The 16,971-nt window shown below is 66.1% G+C and carries 10 protein-coding genes; 2 read left to right on the top strand and 8 right to left on the bottom strand.

What is annotated here, in order from left to right; genetic code table 11:
* Nucleotides 1-76: 76 nt before the first annotated feature.
* Together EES48_RS04290 and EES48_RS04285 are read right to left on the bottom strand one after the other, a co-directional pair.
* Nucleotides 77-598, bottom strand: coding sequence for a YceD family protein (locus tag EES48_RS04290; RefSeq protein ID WP_240623217.1), 522 nt, complete (start codon nt 596-598; stop codon nt 77-79).
* A complete protein-coding gene (locus tag EES48_RS04285; RefSeq protein WP_122465172.1) occupies nt 595-1,146 on the bottom strand; it encodes a ubiquinol-cytochrome C chaperone family protein in 552 nt (183 codons plus the stop codon). The genes EES48_RS04290 and EES48_RS04285 overlap by 4 nt, the downstream gene beginning before the upstream one ends.
* Nucleotides 1,147-1,238: 92 nt before the next feature.
* Between EES48_RS04285 and EES48_RS04280 the strand changes: the two genes are divergently transcribed.
* Nucleotides 1,239-1,712 (top strand): outer membrane protein assembly factor BamE, encoded by a 474-nt coding sequence (locus EES48_RS04280; protein WP_122465171.1) that lies wholly within the window; start codon nt 1,239-1,241, stop codon nt 1,710-1,712.
* 3 nt (nt 1,713-1,715) lie between these two features.
* Here EES48_RS04280 and EES48_RS04275 read toward each other — a convergent pair whose 3' ends face one another.
* The 4 genes from EES48_RS04275 to rpoB all read right to left on the bottom strand — a co-directional run bounded on the left by EES48_RS04275 (nt 1,716) and on the right by rpoB (nt 12,310).
* Nucleotides 1,716-1,991: a hypothetical protein gene (locus EES48_RS04275; protein WP_162998012.1), complete on the bottom strand. Its 276-nt coding sequence runs from the start codon at nt 1,989-1,991 to the stop codon at nt 1,716-1,718.
* A gap of 22 nt (nt 1,992-2,013) precedes the next feature.
* Entirely contained in the window at nt 2,014-3,444 is a 1,431-nt protein-coding gene (gene pyk, locus EES48_RS04270; RefSeq protein WP_122465169.1) for a pyruvate kinase, read from the bottom strand.
* A gap of 450 nt (nt 3,445-3,894) precedes the next feature.
* Nucleotides 3,895-8,088, bottom strand: coding sequence for a DNA-directed RNA polymerase subunit beta' (gene rpoC / locus EES48_RS04265; RefSeq protein ID WP_122465168.1), 4,194 nt, complete (start codon nt 8,086-8,088; stop codon nt 3,895-3,897).
* A 103-nt stretch (nt 8,089-8,191) separates the two neighbouring features.
* Entirely contained in the window at nt 8,192-12,310 is a 4,119-nt protein-coding gene (gene rpoB, locus EES48_RS04260) for a DNA-directed RNA polymerase subunit beta (RefSeq protein WP_122465167.1), read from the bottom strand.
* A gap of 336 nt (nt 12,311-12,646) precedes the next feature.
* On the opposite strand from rpoB, the gene EES48_RS04255 reads away from it, so the two are divergent.
* The gene (locus EES48_RS04255; RefSeq protein WP_122465166.1) at nt 12,647-13,174 is read left to right on the top strand and encodes an FKBP-type peptidyl-prolyl cis-trans isomerase; all 528 of its coding nucleotides are present in this window, start codon (nt 12,647-12,649) and stop codon (nt 13,172-13,174) included.
* Here EES48_RS04255 and EES48_RS04250 read toward each other — a convergent pair.
* Both EES48_RS04250 and EES48_RS04245 read right to left on the bottom strand, forming a co-directional pair.
* Nucleotides 13,158-15,542 (bottom strand): hypothetical protein, encoded by a 2,385-nt coding sequence (locus tag EES48_RS04250; RefSeq protein WP_162998011.1) that lies wholly within the window; start codon nt 15,540-15,542, stop codon nt 13,158-13,160. The genes EES48_RS04255 and EES48_RS04250 overlap by 17 nt on opposite strands.
* Before the next feature lie 596 nt (nt 15,543-16,138).
* On the bottom strand, nt 16,139-16,912 hold the full coding sequence (locus EES48_RS04245; protein ID WP_122465164.1) for an RNA methyltransferase: 774 nt from the start codon (nt 16,910-16,912) through the stop codon (nt 16,139-16,141).
* Between the last annotated feature and the right edge of the window lie 59 nt (nt 16,913-16,971).

Raw genomic sequence — 16,971 nt, 5'->3', positions numbered from 1 at the left:
GTCCGGGGATGAAGGACCGCTCAGGGTCGGCGACGATAGCGCCGGGCGCCGGGGATGCAACCGGCCTGCCGCCGGGTCAAGTGCCGCCGCCGGCATCCTTCGGTTTCAAACGATTGAGCACATCGAAGGGCGAGCTTTCGCGCGGACCATCCGGCTGTGCGAATTCCGCGCCAGGCTTGCGAGGGAACGGGTCGAGACTCAGCGCCAGCTGCTCCAAGGCGTAAGCGGCCAGATCGACCACGCCCTCGACCTCGTCGGGCGTATCCTCCTCCAGGCTGATGTCGATCTCCTCGGCCGGCCCGCGCGGATGCTCGACGGCCTCCACCAGGCCGATTTCAAAAGGCGCGTCGATGGTGACCGGCAGCGGCTCCAGCGTCAGGCCGCAGGTCTGCACAGCCTCGGCCCGCACACGACCCGAAAGCATCCAGCCGCGCCCGGACGGCTTTAGCGACACCTCTGCAGAGAGCGCGTCCAGCCCCTGCAAATCCAGCGCCTTCATTACCCGGCCGCGCGTCGCAGCATCAGCCTCCAGCCGTCGCTCCAGGCAATTGCCGATCTCATTCAGGCGGATCGTCTCGCTCCACGGCAAATCGCTCACGCCGCCACTCCTTCCACCACGTTCGGCCAGATCACCCGTCCAGCGGACAGGTCGCTCATCTTCTGGTTCTCCAGCGACGCGCGGGCCTTAAGGGCGTAAACGCTCAGCAGTCCAGCTTCGGAAGCCTCAGGCCGATCGTAGACGTTACGCGCCAGCGCCGAGGACAGCCCCGCCTCATCTCCAGCTTTCAGAAGCGGCTCGTAAGTCGCCATACGCCCGTACAGCTGCTCGCCCAGCTTGCGCATCTTCTTGGGCACGGTGGTGTCGCCAACGCCCAGTTCGCGCAGCGTGTCGTCCAGCGCCGCCACATAGACATCGAACAGGGCCTGCCCGGCCTCACGCCCGGCCTCACCATCGTCCCGCAGGCGCATCACCAGCAGCAGCATATGCAAGGTGTAGAGTTCGAAACGGGCGTCGATCTCGTCGGCGACGCCGAGCCGCGCGTAGAACGCCGGCTGGCGAGCCTGACTGACCACCGCGGCGTACATCCGCTCGCCGGCGACGCGACCCGATCCAGATCCGAACAGACGCTTTAGCAAGTGGGTCATCCTCCTGCGGCTTTGCCCCTTTTCGGCCGCGGCGTTGAACTAATCCTCCGGCCCGGCTAGGTCAAAGACCGCATCAGTCTCAGGCGTCCCGCATGTTCCGTCCCGCCGTTCTTGTCACCGCCGCTCTTCTGATCGGGACCTCGGCGTGCGCGCCCCAGATCGGCCGCCACGGCTTTCAACCGGTTGATGTGACGCCGGGAGAGATCGAGACCGGGGTGGATACGAAGTCGACCGTGCTGGCCCGCCTGGGCTCACCTTCGGCAACCTCCACGTTCGAGGACAACATCTGGTATTACATAAGCCAGACGACCGAACGGTATACGTGGAACCCATCGGGCGTCGCGGCCAGGTCGGTCACGGCGATCAGCTTCAATGAAGGTGACGACACGGTCGCCGAAGTTCGCCAGCTGGGCCTCGAAGATGGTCAGCAAGTGGCCATGAACGGGCGAGAGACACCCACACGCGGCCGCGAGCTGTCGGCGATCGAGCAAATTCTCGGCACCGTGGGCCGTGGCCAGCTGCCGCGCACAGAAGACGACGTCCCGGGCCAGCGCCGGCCTGACTAAAGCTCAGATCGCCATCGCGCCGCCAAGCATCATGCCCAGCACGGCGGCGGCGACGGCGCCCAGGACCACGATGATCCAGCTGCTGTCCGCCTCTTGATTGGGCGATGCGGCCATCTCCCCCATGTCATTGGCTGGGCGGATCGGTTCGCGACGCGGCTCCGGCGAACGCCAGGCGACAGATGCATAGGCTTGCGGCGCGGGGCCGCGATCGAGGCGGGGGGTGGTCCTGAACTGCTCCATGCCGGAGACAACGGAAAGCGGCCGGCGCCGTTCCGCCATGTTTTCACACCGACTGAACCGCTTAGGCGCGGTTCCTGGTCGGGGCGTGGGCCAATCGTAGCAGGTTCGCCGCCCCCGGCGCGCCGAAGGGCGTCCCCGCCAGGATCAGGATACGCTGACCATTGCTGGCCAGGCCGAATTCCATGGCCGCGTCGACAGCGTCGTCGGTGAGGCTTTCCAGCGACTCGGGTTGCTTGCCCAGTCGCGGCTCCAGTCCCCAGACCAGTGCGAGCCGTCGTGCAGTTTCGGGCTTGGGCGTCAGCGCCAGCACTGGCTGCAGCGGACGCTCGCGCGCCATGCGCCGCGCGGTCCCGCCAGTGGTGGTGAACACCACCATACAGGCCGTCGATTGCGCCTCGGCGGCCTTGCGCGCAGCCGCCACCAGGGCGTCGACATCGTGTTCATCCATACCGGCGTGCTCGGCGTCCATCAGTCCGGGCCACAGCGGATCGCGCTCCACCCGTTCGATGATCCGGCTCATGATGCCGACGGCCTCCAGCGGATAGTCGCCCGACGCCGTTTCGGCCGACAGCATCAGGGCGTCGGCGCCCTCATAGACGGCGTTGGCGACGTCGGAGGCCTCGGCCCGGGTCGGCGCCGGCGCCGAGGTCATGGACTCCAGCATCTGGGTGGCCACGATCGCCGGCACGCCGCGCTGGCGGGCTGCGCGCAGGATGCGCTTCTGGGCCACCGGGACCTCTTCGGGGTCCAGCTCGACCCCCAGATCGCCGCGCGCCACCATCACGCCGTCGCAGTAGTCGAGGATGCTGTCCAGCTGCTCCAGGGCCTGGGGCTTTTCGATCTTTGCGAGGCAGGCGGCCTTGCCGTCCACCAGCCGCCGCAGCTCGGCCATGTCTTCGGCTCGCTGAACGAAGCTGAGCGCCACCCAGTCGACGCCAAGCCGCAGGGCGAAGGCCAGATCCTCACGATCCTTGGGCGTCAGCGCCGAGATTGGGATCGAGGCCTGGGGCACGGCCACGCCCTTGCGGTCCGACAGCTTCGAGCCGCTCTCGACCTCGACATCCGCCCAGTCGTCGGCGCGATCGACGACCTTGAGCCGAACCCGCCCGTCGTCGAGCAGCAGCATCATGCCGGGCCGCAGCGCCTCGAAGATCTCCGGGTGCGGCATCGAGACGCGCGTGGTGTCTCCAGGCGTCGGATCGAGATCCAGCCTCAGCCGGTCGCCCGGCTTGATGTCGATGGCGGTGTCGCGAAACTTGCCAAGACGCAGCTTTGGACCTTGCAGGTCGGCCAGCACGCCAAGAGGGCGCTTTACCGCCAGCTCGGCGCCACGCACAGCCTTCAATGCGGCGGCATGATCCTCGTGAGACCCGTGGCTAAAGTTCAGCCTGAAGACGTCAGCGCCCGCTTGGGCCAGCGCCTTCACGGTCCCCGGCGCGCGGCTGGCGGGGCCCAAGGTGGCGACGATGCGGGCGCGGCGGGCTCTGTTCATGTCCGGGCCTCAACGTCTCGGAATGCGGGCTGTTGCGTGACTGTTGTGCCCACATTCCTTAGGCGCGTTAAGCCAGCGAGATGCAGCGAAACCTGAATTGAGCCCCTGATCGGACGCGAGACAGGATCGTTGGTCAGCGCAGGCTACCGTGTTCTGCGCAGAACAGGTCGTGAGCCCTGGCTCCGACGTCAATCAATGCGTTGGCTCCTGAAGCCACGCCCCAAGCGCCTAGCGAGATGACGAGAGCGATCATCACGCGACGCTGCCGACGTGTTTCGGTCTTCGCATTCATGGTGTGCTCCTTCCAGCTGCGGCACCCTAAGTCCAAGCCGGTCTCACAGGGAAAGCAATTCGGATCGATAGCTCTAATCAGCCGCGGCAGGTGGTCTGCGCAACAAGGAAAGGGCCCGACGTTGCCGCCGGGCCCTTCCTAACTCACTCGCCTGAAGCTCAGCTCTCGCTGTGTTCCAGTTCTGCGGCCAGATCGGCCGGCAGCGGCTCGACAGCCGCCTCACGCTGCGCGGTCAGCTTGGCGTCTCGCTCGTTGGCGATCTTCTGCAGAGCCCGGAGATAGGCGCCGGTGCCCGCCGGGATCAGCCGGCCGACGATGACGTTCTCCTTGAGGCCTTCCAACGTGTCCTTCTTGCCGTTGACCGAAGCGTCGGTGAGGACGCGGGTGGTCTCCTGGAAGGACGCCGCCGAAATGAAGCTGCGGGTCTGCAGCGACGCCTTGGTGATGCCGAGCAGCACGGGCTGAACCGTGGCCGGGCGAGCCTTCTTGCCCAGCTTGGCGTTTTCCTCGGCCGCTTCTCCGGCGTCGACGTGATCACCCTTGATCAGGGTGGTGTCACCCGAATCCAGGATTTCGACCTTCTGCAGCATCTGGCGAACGATCACCTCGATGTGCTTGTCGTTGATCGGCACGCCCTGCAGTCGATAGACCTCCTGAACCTCGTTGACGAGGTATTCGGCCAGCGACTCGACCCCCTGGATGCGCAGCAGATCGTGCGGATCCGGGTTGCCGTCGATGATGTAGTCGCCCTTCTGGATCAGATCGCCGTCCTGAACGGAGATATGCTTGCCCTTGGGGATCAGGAACTCGACCGGATCCGCCTGGTTGCCGTCCGCGTCCGGCTCCGGGGTGATCTTGATGCGGCGCTTGTTCTTGTAGTCGCGCCCGAATTCGACACGACCGTCCATCTCGGCGATGACCGCGCAGTCCTTGGGACGACGCGCTTCGAACAGCTCCGCCACCCGCGGCAGACCGCCGGTGATGTCGCGGGTCTTGGCGCCCTCGGTGGGCAGGCGGGCCAGCACATCGCCGGGCTTGACCGTGTCACCGTTGGCCACCGACAGGATCGCTCCGACCGGCAGCAGATACCGGGCGTCTCCGCCGGACGACAGCTTGGCGTAGGTCTCGCCCGACACCACACCCAAGGCCGGACGCAGGTCCGAACCGCGCGGGCTGGCGCGCCAGTCGGTGACAACGCGCTGGGTGATGCCCGTGGCCTCGTCCGTCTCTTCCTTGACGCTCAGGCCGTCGGCCAGGTCCTCGAAGCGAACGTTGCCGCCCACCTCCGTCAGGATCGGGGTGGTGTAGGGATCCCACTCCGCCAGACGCTGGCCACGCTTGATCTCAGCCCCTTCGGCCACGCGGATGCGCGCGCCGTACGGGATCTTGTGGCTCTCGCGGTCCTTGCCGTCGACGACGACCGTGACCACGACGTTGCGGCTCATGGAGACCAGGTCGCCGTGCGCCGCCTTCACCGTCGGGCCGACGATCTTGGCCTTACCGGCGTTGGTCGCTTCGACGAAGGAGGTCTCGGCCACCTGGGCGGTGCCGCCGATGTGGAAGGTCCGCATCGTCAGCTGGGTGCCCGGCTCGCCGATCGACTGAGCCGCGATGACGCCCACGGCCTCGCCCATGTTGACGTTGGTGCCGCGCGCCAGGTCACGGCCATAGCAGGCCGCGCAGATACCGGCCTCGGCCTCGCAGGTCAGGGCCGAACGGACCTTGACCGACTGAACACCAGCAGCGTCCAGAATCTCGACCTCTTCCTCCTGCAGATAGGTGTCGGCCGGAAGCAGCACGGTGTCCGTGCCGGGCTCCTTGATGTCCTCGGCCGCATAGCGACCCAGGACGCGAGCGCCCAGCGAGACCAGCACGTCGCCGCCCTCGACCACGGCGCGCAGGGTGATGCCCCGCGTCGAGCCGCAGTCTTCCTCGGTGACGATGGAATCCTGGGCCACGTCCACCAGACGGCGGGTCAGATAGCCCGAGTTGGCGGTCTTGAGCGCGGTGTCGGCCAGACCCTTACGGGCGCCGTGGGTGGAGTTGAAGTACTCCAGCACGGTCAGGCCTTCCTTGAAGTTGGAGGTGATCGGCGTCTCGATGATCTCGCCCGAGGGCTTGGCCATCAGCCCGCGCATGCCGCCCAGTTGCTTCATCTGGGCCTGCGAACCGCGGGCGCCGGAGTTGGCCATCATAAATACCGAGTTGATCTCGGCAGTCCGGCCGTCCGGCAGCAGCTTCACCTGGGCGATCTCGCCCATCATGGCGTCGGCGATCTTGTCCGTGGACTTGGCCCAGGCGTCGACGACCTTGTTATACTTCTCGCCCCGCGTGATCAGGCCGTCGGCATACTGCTGTTCGTACTCCTCGACCTGCTTGCGGGTGCTCTCGACGATTTCGATCTTGGCGGCCGGAATGACGATGTCGTCCTTGCCGAACGAGATGCCGGCCTTGGCCGCCTCGCGGAAGCCCAGCTGCATCATCTGGTCGGCGAAGATCACCGTCGCCTTCTGACCGCAGTGGCGATAGACCACGTCGATCAGATTGCCGATCTCTTTCTTGGTCAGGTTCTTCTCAAGCAGGCGATAGCCGACGTTCGGGTTGCGCGGCAGCAGCGCCCCGAGCTTCATCCGGCCCGGGGTCGTGTCGATGACCTTGGTCACTTCCTTGCCTTCGGCGTCCTGCTCGGTCCAGCGCGCCTTGATCTTGGTGTGCAGGGTCACAACGCCGGCGTCGAGCGCCGCGTCGATCTCGCCGATGTTGGCGAACAGCTTGCCCTCGCCGGGTTCGCCGTCCTTGACCAGGGACATGTAGTACAGGCCCAGGACGATATCCTGCGACGGCACGATGATCGGCTTGCCGTTGGCCGGCGACAGGATGTTGTTGGTCGACATCATCAGCACGCGCGCTTCCAACTGGGCTTCAAGGCTCAGCGGAACGTGCACGGCCATCTGGTCGCCGTCGAAGTCGGCGTTGAAGGCGGTGCAGACCAGCGGGTGCAGGCGAATGGCCTTGCCCTCGATCAGCTTGGGCTCGAACGCCTGGATGCCCAGACGGTGCAGCGTCGGAGCGCGGTTCAGCAGCACCGGGTGCTCGCGGATCACCTCGTCGAGGATATCCCAAACCTGCGGCTGCTCACGCTCGACCATCCGCTTGGACTGTTTGACCGTGCCCGACAGGCCCTTGGCGTCCAGCCGCGCATAGATGAACGGCTTGAACAGCTCCAGCGCCATCTTCTTGGGCAGGCCGCACTCGTGCAGCTTCAGTTCGGGACCCACGGTGATGACCGAACGGCCCGAATAGTCGACGCGCTTGCCCAGCAGGTTCTGGCGGAAGCGGCCCTGCTTGCCCTTCAGCATGTCGGCCAGCGACTTCAGCGGCCGCTTGTTGGCGCCGGTGATGACCCGGCCGCGACGGCCGTTGTCGAACAGGGCGTCGACCGATTCCTGCAGCATCCGCTTTTCGTTGCGGATGATGATGTCCGGCGCGCGCAGCTCCATTAGCCGCTTCAGGCGGTTGTTCCGGTTGATGACGCGGCGGTACAGGTCGTTCAGGTCGGACGTGGCGAAGCGACCGCCGTCCAGCGGCACCAGCGGGCGCAGTTCCGGTGGGATCACCGGCACGACGGTCAGCACCATCCACTCGGGCTTGTTGCCGCTCTCGATGAACGCTTCCATCAGCTTCAGGCGCTTGGAGGCCTTCTTGGCCTTCAGCTCCGAGGGGCTGTCAGCCAACTCGGCGCGGTGCTTCTCGGCCTCGGCGTGCAGGTCGATGCCCATCAAGAGGCCACGAACGGCCTCGGCCCCGATCTCGGCGGTGAAGCCGTCGTCGCCGAACTCTTCCTGATAGGCGTAGAACTCGTCCTCGGTCAGCAGCTGGTTCTGCTTCAGCGGGGTCAGGCCCGGCTCGGTGACGATGTAGTTCTCGAAATACAGGACGCGCTCGACGTCCTTCAGCGCCATGTCCAGCATCAGCGAGATGCGGCTGGGCAGCGACTTCAGGAACCAGATGTGGGCCACGGGCGCGGCCAGCTCGATGTGGCCCATGCGCTCGCGACGGACGCGGGCCAAGGTGACCTCAACGCCGCACTTCTCGCAGATGATGCCCTTGTACTTCATGCGCTTGTACTTGCCGCACAGGCATTCGTAGTCCTTGGTCGGGCCAAAGATACGGGCGCAGAACAGGCCGTCACGCTCGGGCTTGAACGTGCGGTAGTTGATGGTCTCGGGCTTCTTGATTTCACCGAACGACCACGACCGGATCTTCTCCGGAGAGGCCAGGGCGATACGGATCTGGTCGAAGGTCGGGGTGACCGGGACCGGATTGAAGATGTTCAGGACTTCCTGGTTCATCTTTGGCAGTTCCTTCTGCGGCGACGCCGCGAAAATCGTTCAGAGACGGAGGGCGATCGAACCGCCCTCCCCGCCTCGCGACGGAGAGGGCTCAAGGCTTCGATCAGCTGTTCTCCAGCTCCACGTTCAGACCCAGCGAGCGCATTTCCTTGATGAGCACGTTGAAGCTCTCCGGAATGCCCGCCTCGAAGCTGTCGTCGCCGCGGACGATGGCCTCGTAGACCTTGGTGCGGCCGGCGACGTCGTCGGACTTCACCGTCAACATCTCCTGCAGGGTGTAGGCCGCGCCATAGGCTTCCAGCGCCCACACTTCCATCTCGCCGAAGCGCTGGCCGCCGAACTGGGCCTTGCCGCCCAGCGGCTGCTGGGTGACCAGGCTGTACGGCCCGATGGAGCGGGCGTGGATCTTGTCGTCCACCAGGTGGTGCAGCTTCAGCATGTAGATGTAGCCGACCGTGACGGGGCGCTTGAACCGCTCCCCGGTCTGGCCGTCGAACAGCCACGACTGACCCGAACGTTCCAGGCCCGCCTTCTCCAGCAGGTCCTCGATGTCGTTGATGTGGGCGCCGTCAAACACCGGCGTGGCGAAGGGCACGCCCTTGGACAGGTTCTGCGCCAGTTCGATCAGCTCGCCTTCGTCCTGCGGCAGGGGCGTTTCCTTGCCGTAGATTTCGGTCAGCCGCTCGACCAGCGCCTTCTTCTGCCCGCCGTGCTGCCAGGCCTCGAGCAGGCCCGAGATCTGCTTGCCCAGACCCGCCGCGGCCCACCCCAGGTGGGTCTCGAAGATCTGGCCGATATTCATGCGCGACGGCACGCCCAGCGGGTTCAGCACGATATCGACGTGGGTGCCGTCCTCCAGGTGCGGCATGTCCTCGATCGGCAGGATCTTGGAAATGACGCCCTTGTTGCCGTGACGGCCGGCCATCTTGTCGCCGGGCTGAAGCTTGCGCTTCACCGCGACGAAGACCTTGACCATCTTCATCACGCCCGGGGGCAGTTCGTCGCCGCGTTGCAGCTTCTCGACCTTGTCCTCAAAGCGACGGTCCAGAGCCTTACGGGCGGTTTCGAACTGGGCCTTCATGGCCTCCAGTTCGCCCATGGCCTTTTCGTCGTCGAGGGCGACCTGCCACCACAGGCCGCGCGACAGTTCGCCCAGCTTGTCCTCGGTGACCTCGCCGCGACCCAGGCCCTTAGGACCCGAGACGGCGTTCTTGCCGATCAACAGCGGCTTCAGGCGGCCGTAGACGTTGCGCTCCAGGATCTTGAGCTCGTCGTCACGGTCCTTGCCGAGACGCTCGATCTCGTCGCGCTCGATCGACAGGGCGCGTTCGTCCTTGTCGACGCCGTGACGGTTGAACACGCGCACGTCCACGATGGTGCCGGCGACGCCCGGCGGCAGACGCAGCGACGTATCGCGCACGTCCGAGGCCTTTTCGCCGAAGATGGCGCGCAGCAGCTTCTCTTCCGGCGTCATCGGGCTTTCGCCCTTGGGCGTGACCTTGCCGCACAGGATGTCGCCGGGCTGGACCTCGGCGCCGATCGCCACGATGCCCGCTTCGTCGAGGTTGCGCAGGGCCTCCTCGCCGACATTCGGGATATCGCGGGTGATCTCTTCCGGCCCCAGCTTGGTGTCGCGGGCCATGACCTCGAACTCCTCGATGTGGATCGAGGTGAAGACGTCGTCGCGCACGATCCGCTCGGAGATCAGGATCGAGTCTTCGAAGTTGTAGCCATTCCAGGGCATGAAGGCGACGAGGGCGTTGCGGCCCAGCGCCAGTTCACCCAGGTCGGTCGACGGGCCGTCGGCGATGACGTCGCCGGCCTTCACCGCGTCACCCACGCGCACGATCGGGCGCTGGTTGATGCAGGTCGACTGGTTGGAGCGCTGGAACTTCGACAGGCGATAGATGTCCACGCCCGAACGGCCGGCGTCCTGCTCATTGGTGGCGCGCACCACGATGCGCGTGCCGTCGATCTGGTCGACGACACCGTCGCGGCGGGCCACGACCACGGCGCCGGAGTCACGCGCGACCACATCCTCCATCCCGGTGCCGACCAGCGGCGCGTCGGCGCGCACCAGCGGCACGGCCTGACGCTGCATGTTGGCGCCCATCAGGGCCCGATTGGCGTCGTCGTTCTCCAGGAAGGGGATTAGCGCCGCAGCCACCGACACCACCTGCTTGGGGGAGACGTCCATCATGTCGACGGCGTCCTTGTTGAGCAGCTGGGACTCACCGTTGATCCGGCCGGGGACCAGGTCCTCGACGATCTCGCCCGACCTCAGCTCGATGTTGGCCTGGGCGATCGTGTACTTCGCCTCTTCCATCGCCGAGATGTAGACCACCTCCTCGGTGGCCTTGCCGTCCTTCACACGCCGGTACGGGCTCTCGATGAAGCCGTACTTGTTGACGCGGGCGTGGGTGGCCAGCGAGTTGATCAGGCCGATGTTCGGGCCTTCCGGCGTCTCGATCGGGCAGATGCGGCCATAGTGGGTCGGGTGCACGTCGCGCACCTCGAAGCCGGCCCGCTCACGCGTCAGACCGCCCGGGCCAAGCGCCGACAGGCGACGCTTGTGGGTGATCTCCGACAGCGGATTGGTCTGGTCCATGAACTGCGACAGCTGCGAGCTGCCGAAGAACTCACGCACCGCCGCCGCCGCCGGCTTGGCGTTGATCAGGTCGTGCGGCATGACCGTGTCGATATCGACGGAGCTCATCCGCTCCTTGATGGCCCGCTCCATGCGCAGCAGGCCGACGCGGTACTGGTTTTCCAGCAGTTCGCCGACCGAACGCACCCGGCGGTTGCCCAGGTTGTCGATGTCGTCGATCTCGCCGCGGCCGTCCTTCAGCCCGACCAGGATCTGCAGCACCTTCAGCACGTCTTCCTGACGCAGCACGCGGATCTCGTCGGAAACCTCGGGGGTCTCCAGACGCATGTTCATCTTCACCCGGCCGACCGACGACAGGTCGTAGCGTTCGGAATCGAAGAACAGCGAATTGAACATCGCCTCGGCCGCTTCCGGCGTCGGCGGCTCGCCCGGGCGCATCACGCGATAGATGTCGAACAGGGCGTCCTCGCGGGCCGAGTTCTTGTCCACCCGCAGGGTGTTGCGCATGTAGCCGCCGACCGTGACGTGGTCGATGTCCAGCACGTCGATGGTGGTGAAGCCGTTCGCTTCCAGCAGCTCGATCGTGGCCTGGTCCAGCTCGTCGCCGGCCTCGGCGTAGATCTCGCCCGTCTGCATGTTGACGGCGTCATTGGCCAGATAGCGGGTCAGCAGGGCGTCAGGCGCCAGCAGCAGCGACTTCAGGCCGCCGTCGGCCAGCTTCTTGGCCTGGCGGGCGCTGATCTTGGTCCCGGCCGGAGCCGCGATCTCGCCGGTCTCGGCGTCGACAAGGTCGAACTCGGGCTTCACCCCGCGCCAGCGCTCGGGCTTGTAGGGCGTGACCCAGCCTTCGCCGCGCTTTTCGTAGGGCACGGTCTCGTAGAAGGTCTTGAGGATCTCCTCGCCGTCCATGCCCAGGGCCATCAGGAAGGTGGTGGCGGGCAGCTTCCGGCGGCGGTCGATACGGACATAGACAATGTCTTTGGCGTCGAATTCAAAGTCGAGCCACGAGCCGCGATACGGGATCACCCGGGCGGCGAACAGCAGCTTGCCCGAGGCGTGGGTCTTGCCCTTGTCGTGGTCGAAGAAGACGCCCGGCGAACGGTGCATCTGCGAGACGATGACGCGCTCGGTGCCGTTGACGACAAAGGTGCCCTTGTCCGTCATGAGCGGGATATCGCCCATGTAGACGTCCTGCTCCTTGATGTCCTTGACCGACCGGGCCTGGGTCTCCTCGTCGGTCTCGAACACGATCAGGCGCAGCTTGACCTTCAGCGGCGCGGCATAGGTCATGTCGCGCTGGATGCATTCCTCGACGTCGTACTTGGGCTCCTCGAACTCATAGGAGACGTATTCGAGGATGGCGCGCTCGTTGAAGTCCTTGATCGGGAACACCGACTTGAAGACCGTCTCGATGCCCTCGTCCTTGCGCTGGCCCGGACGGACGTCGCGCTGCAGGAACTGCTCGTAGGAGCTGCGCTGCACGTCGATCAGGTTCGGCATCGCCACCGCTTCGGGGATGCGGCCGAACGAGCGACGGATGCGCTTCTTGCCGGTGAAGGTCTGGGCGGAGGCGATCTGGCCGTTGATGGTGAGGCCGCCGGTGGAGTCTGCCATGTATCGTTCCCAATGCGCCAGGCTCGGGGCCGGCGTCGAAATGCAGCGGCCACGGCTTCGCCTGCTGGCGACCCGTGACCATCGGTTTCGGCGTCCACCCTCGGTCCGGGGAAGGACCAGGACGCCTGAAATGTCGGGCTCCCTTGGGGAGGAGCGCGCCTTCGCACCGGTCGGAGGGCGACAAACCGGGCCTCGGCGCTTTCGCGCGAAATTCTCTGGAATCTGCGGGAGGCGCACATATACGCCGTTCTTCGGCGAAATAAAGGCCCCAAGGCCCGGAAGGAGGGTGAAAAATACCGGCTGGCCTGTCGGGCTGGCGATGCTAAGCCTCACCGCATGATCCGCGCCCTCGCCCTCGCCCCCGCCGCCTTCCTCGCCGTCGCCTGCGCCAGCGCGCCGCCGGTCGATCTGACCGCTCCTCCCGAAGTCCGCCCCGCGACCGGCGAGGCCAGCCAGGCCAACTGGGAGGCGGGTCAGCAGGCCTATCTGGACTGGAGCGCCCAGCGGAAGGACTGGACGACCACGGCCAGTGGTCTTCAGTATCGGCGCGTCTCGGACGAAATGCCGCAAGGCGACCAGCCGGCGGAAACCGACACCGTGCGCGTCCATTATCGCGGCGTCTTCATCGACGGCCGCGAGTTCGACAGCTCCTACAGCCGCAACGAACCGGCCGAGTTCCCGCTGAACCGCGTCATCGATGGCTGGACCGAGGGCGTCGCCCTGATGCGCGAGGGCGAGACCTTCGACTTCGTCATTCCCGCCAATCTGGCCTACGGCTCGCGGGTCATGGGCGGCGGCGAAATCCCGGCCAATTCGACCCTGCTGTTCCGGGTCCAGTTGCTCGAGGTCAATCCGGCTGCATGACGTCGGCGCGCCCCCGAGCCCAACGCTCTTCGATCAGATCGGCGACCCGGTCCGCGACGTCGGTCATCGGCAGTTCGGGGTTGGCGGCGAAATAGGCCTCCCGCCGAGCCTCCAGCGCGGTGCGCTCCGGCGTATCGCCAGTCAGGGCGCGGACCTTGGCCTTAAGTTCCTCAGGGTTCGACGCCTGATCCGCCACCCCCATGCCCGGCAGATCCACGACATAGGGTTCGCCCGTCGTGTTGATCGACAGCGTCGGCACCCCCAGCACGGCGGCCTCCAGCCCGACGTTCGAGAACTGGGTGATCACCAGATCGGCGGCCCGGATCATGGCGTAGATGTCTCCGTCTCGCGTGACCCTCACATCGCCGGACGACACGTCATCGACGCGACGCCGAATCACCGCCATCTGCGCGTCGGTCGTGCGCGGGTGCAGCTTGACGATCAGGGTCACGCCCTTCAGCCCGCCGGCCGCACCGGCGACCAGATCGGTGACATCTTCGCCCAGCGCGCCCTGCGAATGCTGGGCGCCATAGACGACCAGGGTCCGGTCATCGGCGATCTCCAGCCCCGCGCGCGCCTGGGCCCTGTCGATCTTCAGGATCGTCTTCAGCTGGTCGCTGATCATCACCGACCCGGCGCGGCGCACCTCTTGGCCCGGCGTGTCGCCAAGGCATCGATAGACCTCGATCTGATCCTCGCTGATCCCGAGGTAGGTCGGCGCCAGTGAGGGGCGGTATCGGGGGTTCGCACTGATGAAGAAGACCTGCAGGTCGATCACCGGCACGCCGAGCCGATTGGCGGCGACCGTCAGCCCCCTCGCCGCCGTCATCCGCCCGGGCACGGTCACCACGGCGCCGACCTGGCCGGTCTTCACCCGCGCCACGAGATCCTCGATGGCGTCGAGGTCGGCCGCAAGCGTCCGGACCAGCACCGTCGTCAGCCGCCAGATATTGCCTCGTACCGGATCCAGCACGGGCACTGCTCGCCCTTCGCCCGCCAGGTGATCGTGTAGCCGCGACAGCGCCGCCTTGACGGCGGTCTGGGCGTCGTCAGAGGGATCGGGCATGTCCGCGACCGCCTCGATCGGCAGGCGCGCCAGCTTCGCCCAGCGGTCGGCCCCCGTCTTGTGCCCGTTGAACACCTCGAGCAGATAGCCGCGCTCGGCCAGCCGAGCTGACAGGGACGCGCAGGCCTTGAGGTAGCTCGGATCGGCCAGATTGGAGGTCAGCAGCATTCGGCTGCGTGCGCCCCCTCCCCGGCTCGCTGGCGACAGACCCTCAAGCGGGTTGGACAGAGGGGCTTCCTCCGCCGGACCCATGGCCGCGCGAGCGAAGGCCAGCAGCCGGTCTTCCTTGGCCGTCGGATCGGTCCACAGCGCATTTAGCTTGTCGCGTTCGGCCCGCGTTTCGACGTCGCTGGCGATCAAAACGTCGAACCCCTGCCGATCCAGCAGCCAGGCCAGCTCAAGGCCGGCGCCGATCCGCCCATCGCGCAGAACGACGAGAATACGCCGGGCCGCCGCGCTTCGCAGGTGCGCGATCAGGTCCAGCTGCTTCTTGTAATGCGGATAGAGGCGATCCTCGACCGCCAGCGCCACCACGTCCCGCCAGCCGGCGTCCGACGTGTCGCAAATGACCTCGGCCACACGTTCGGCCGCGCTCCGGCACGCCATGATGCAGTCGACGACGGGCTGCGAGTTGAGGTCGATGGACAGAGCGGAGATCGGAGTGGTCGATCTCGAGGCGATCTCTCCCTCCGGAATGTCCGCCATCCTGATTTCGCGGAGCGCCCCGCGATGTTCAGATAGAAAGTCATCCAGAGCCGGCCGCGTCTTGCCAAAGGTGACCAGGACATCGATCGGCTCTGAAATCGCGCTCGGGGCCTCAATCGACGCGGCGCTGAACAGCTTGCCGGCGCGATAGACGCCCCAGCCGTGAGAACACACCGGCCCGTGTTCTGTCAGCACGCGTGCCCTCGCGAGGGCGGCCCGTCCACGCCGCAATGTCACCGGATCGAGATCGTCCGCCTTGTGCGCGGCAATGAGAGCAGCAGCCGCGAAATGTCTCGATAGAGATTCGAGCGGCTCCACAGCCTCGCGCCACGGAAAATCCGCGCCCCGCTTGCCTTCACGTCGAACCACTTCGACAAAGCCGTTGATGACCGACAGGGGGCGACGTCGAGCCAGATGACGACGAACCTCCACCTTTAGCCCAGCGTCCTGATCGCTCAGGGCGAACAGCAACCGCAGCAGGGTGACGGTCGACACATCCTTGAGGTGCGGGCCGAAGTGGCGCCGATCAATTTCCAGCCGACTGAACAGGTCGGCCAGTCGAAAAACCTGAACGACATCGCCCTGCCCCGAGATCAAGGTTTGAACCAGGTCTCCTGTTTTTTCCTGTCTGCGCAGCGTATCCAGCAAGCGATAGGCATACAGCCCGTTCCTAGGCTCCTTTTGAGCCACGAAGCGGATCAACGTTTCAGCTTCCGCGTAGCGCTTCGCGCCGATCAACTTTTTGAAGACGGCGTGAGCCCAGGCGACTGAGGCCTCTCCTTGGCGCGCGAGGTCGATTATTTCCGATGCGCTGACATGGTCCGCCGCCAACGCAGCGACGCGCCCTCCAATCTCACTGTCAGCGTCAACTTCGCTGCGGGCCGCATCAATGAAAAGCGCTAACGCGCTTGCTTCCTGGCCGTCGAAGACAGCGATCAACTCGGAAATTCTGGCTGTCGAGATCACCGCACGACCGCTGGTCCAGGTCTCTGAGCTCCCACCGACGGGCCCAGGTGCAGTCACAAGTTCCGGCGCGAGCGCTTCATCCGGCCTGCTGGCTGGCGAGGATTGGAGCGACTTCAAGATTCTGAGCATGGCGCCGTTCTTCTTGAAGTGTTTGTGCAGCCGAGCCTAGACCACGCGCGCTTGGGTAAGCGCAACTCCTGATCGTCCCCTTCGCGCAGATGCTTCGATCACGATCGCTCGGACGCGTTCTTTCGCGCCAGCTTCTCCAGCACCCGCCCTCGCCCCTTGGCCAAGGCATGGATCACCCCGCGAAAGGTCGCGACTTCCTGCTCGGTGAAGGCGGCGCGGCCCAGCATGACGCGCAGGTTCTGGCTCATGGATCGCTTCTTCTCCGGCGGATGGAAAAAGCCGCCGGCGTCGAGCTCGGCCTCCAGGTGCTCGTACATGCCGACCAGCAGGGCGTTGGCCGCCGGAGGATCGCCCTCGCGAAACCTGGGCGGCGGGGCGTCCAGCAGCCGGGTGCGCCACTCATAGGCGTTGATCGCCACCGCCTGGGCCAGGTTCAGTGAGTGATGGCGCGGGTCGATAGGGATGGTGACGATGCCGGCGCACAGCACGATGTCCGCGGTCTCCAGTCCCGCCCGCTCGCCGCCGAACAGCAGGCCGACGCCTAGGCCCGAAGCGCTGTCGTCGTACAGGCGCTCCACTGCCTGGCGCGGGGTCAGGACGGGCTGGCGCGTCTCGCGCGGGCGGGCCGTGGTGGCGAAGACGGTGGTCAGGTCGGCCATGGCCTCCGCCACGCTGTCGAAAAGCCGCACCCCCTCCAGCACCCAGTCGGCACCCGACGCGGTGGCCCAGGCCCGGTCCTGGGGCCAGCCGTCGCGCGGGCTGACCAGCCTGAGCTCGCCCAGGCCGAAATTGGCCATCACCCGCGCCACCGCACCGATATTGTCGGCCAGCTGGGGCTTGTCGAGGATGACGACGGGGGGCGTGAGGTCCATGCCGCCTCCTCTAGCGACCCTGCCGCGCCGGAACCAGTGAGGAGCTGTGGATCGGGGGA

It is taken from the genome of Brevundimonas lutea (assembly GCF_003704105.1).
GTDB lineage: Bacteria > Pseudomonadota > Alphaproteobacteria > Caulobacterales > Caulobacteraceae > Brevundimonas > Brevundimonas lutea.
The sequence above is the reverse complement of the archived record's forward strand: the minus strand, read 5'-3'. Positions and strand labels throughout refer to the sequence as shown.

What these genes read in the sequence shown, in the direction of transcription:
- EES48_RS04285 (WP_122465172.1), bottom strand. Translation starts at nt 1,146, where the DNA reads ATGACCCACTTGCTAAAGCGTCTGTTCGGATCTGGATCGGGTCGCGTC.
- EES48_RS04280 (WP_122465171.1), top strand. Translation starts at nt 1,239, where the DNA reads ATGTTCCGTCCCGCCGTTCTTGTCACCGCCGCTCTTCTGATCGGGACC.
- EES48_RS04275 (WP_162998012.1), bottom strand. Translation starts at nt 1,991, where the DNA reads ATGGCGGAACGGCGCCGGCCGCTTTCCGTTGTCTCCGGCATGGAGCAG.
- pyk (WP_122465169.1), bottom strand. Translation starts at nt 3,444, where the DNA reads ATGAACAGAGCCCGCCGCGCCCGCATCGTCGCCACCTTGGGCCCCGCC.
- rpoC (WP_122465168.1), bottom strand. Translation starts at nt 8,088, where the DNA reads ATGAACCAGGAAGTCCTGAACATCTTCAATCCGGTCCCGGTCACCCCG.
- rpoB (WP_122465167.1), bottom strand. Translation starts at nt 12,310, where the DNA reads ATGGCAGACTCCACCGGCGGCCTCACCATCAACGGCCAGATCGCCTCC.
- EES48_RS04255 (WP_122465166.1), top strand. Translation starts at nt 12,647, where the DNA reads ATGATCCGCGCCCTCGCCCTCGCCCCCGCCGCCTTCCTCGCCGTCGCC.
- EES48_RS04245 (WP_122465164.1), bottom strand. Translation starts at nt 16,912, where the DNA reads ATGGACCTCACGCCCCCCGTCGTCATCCTCGACAAGCCCCAGCTGGCC.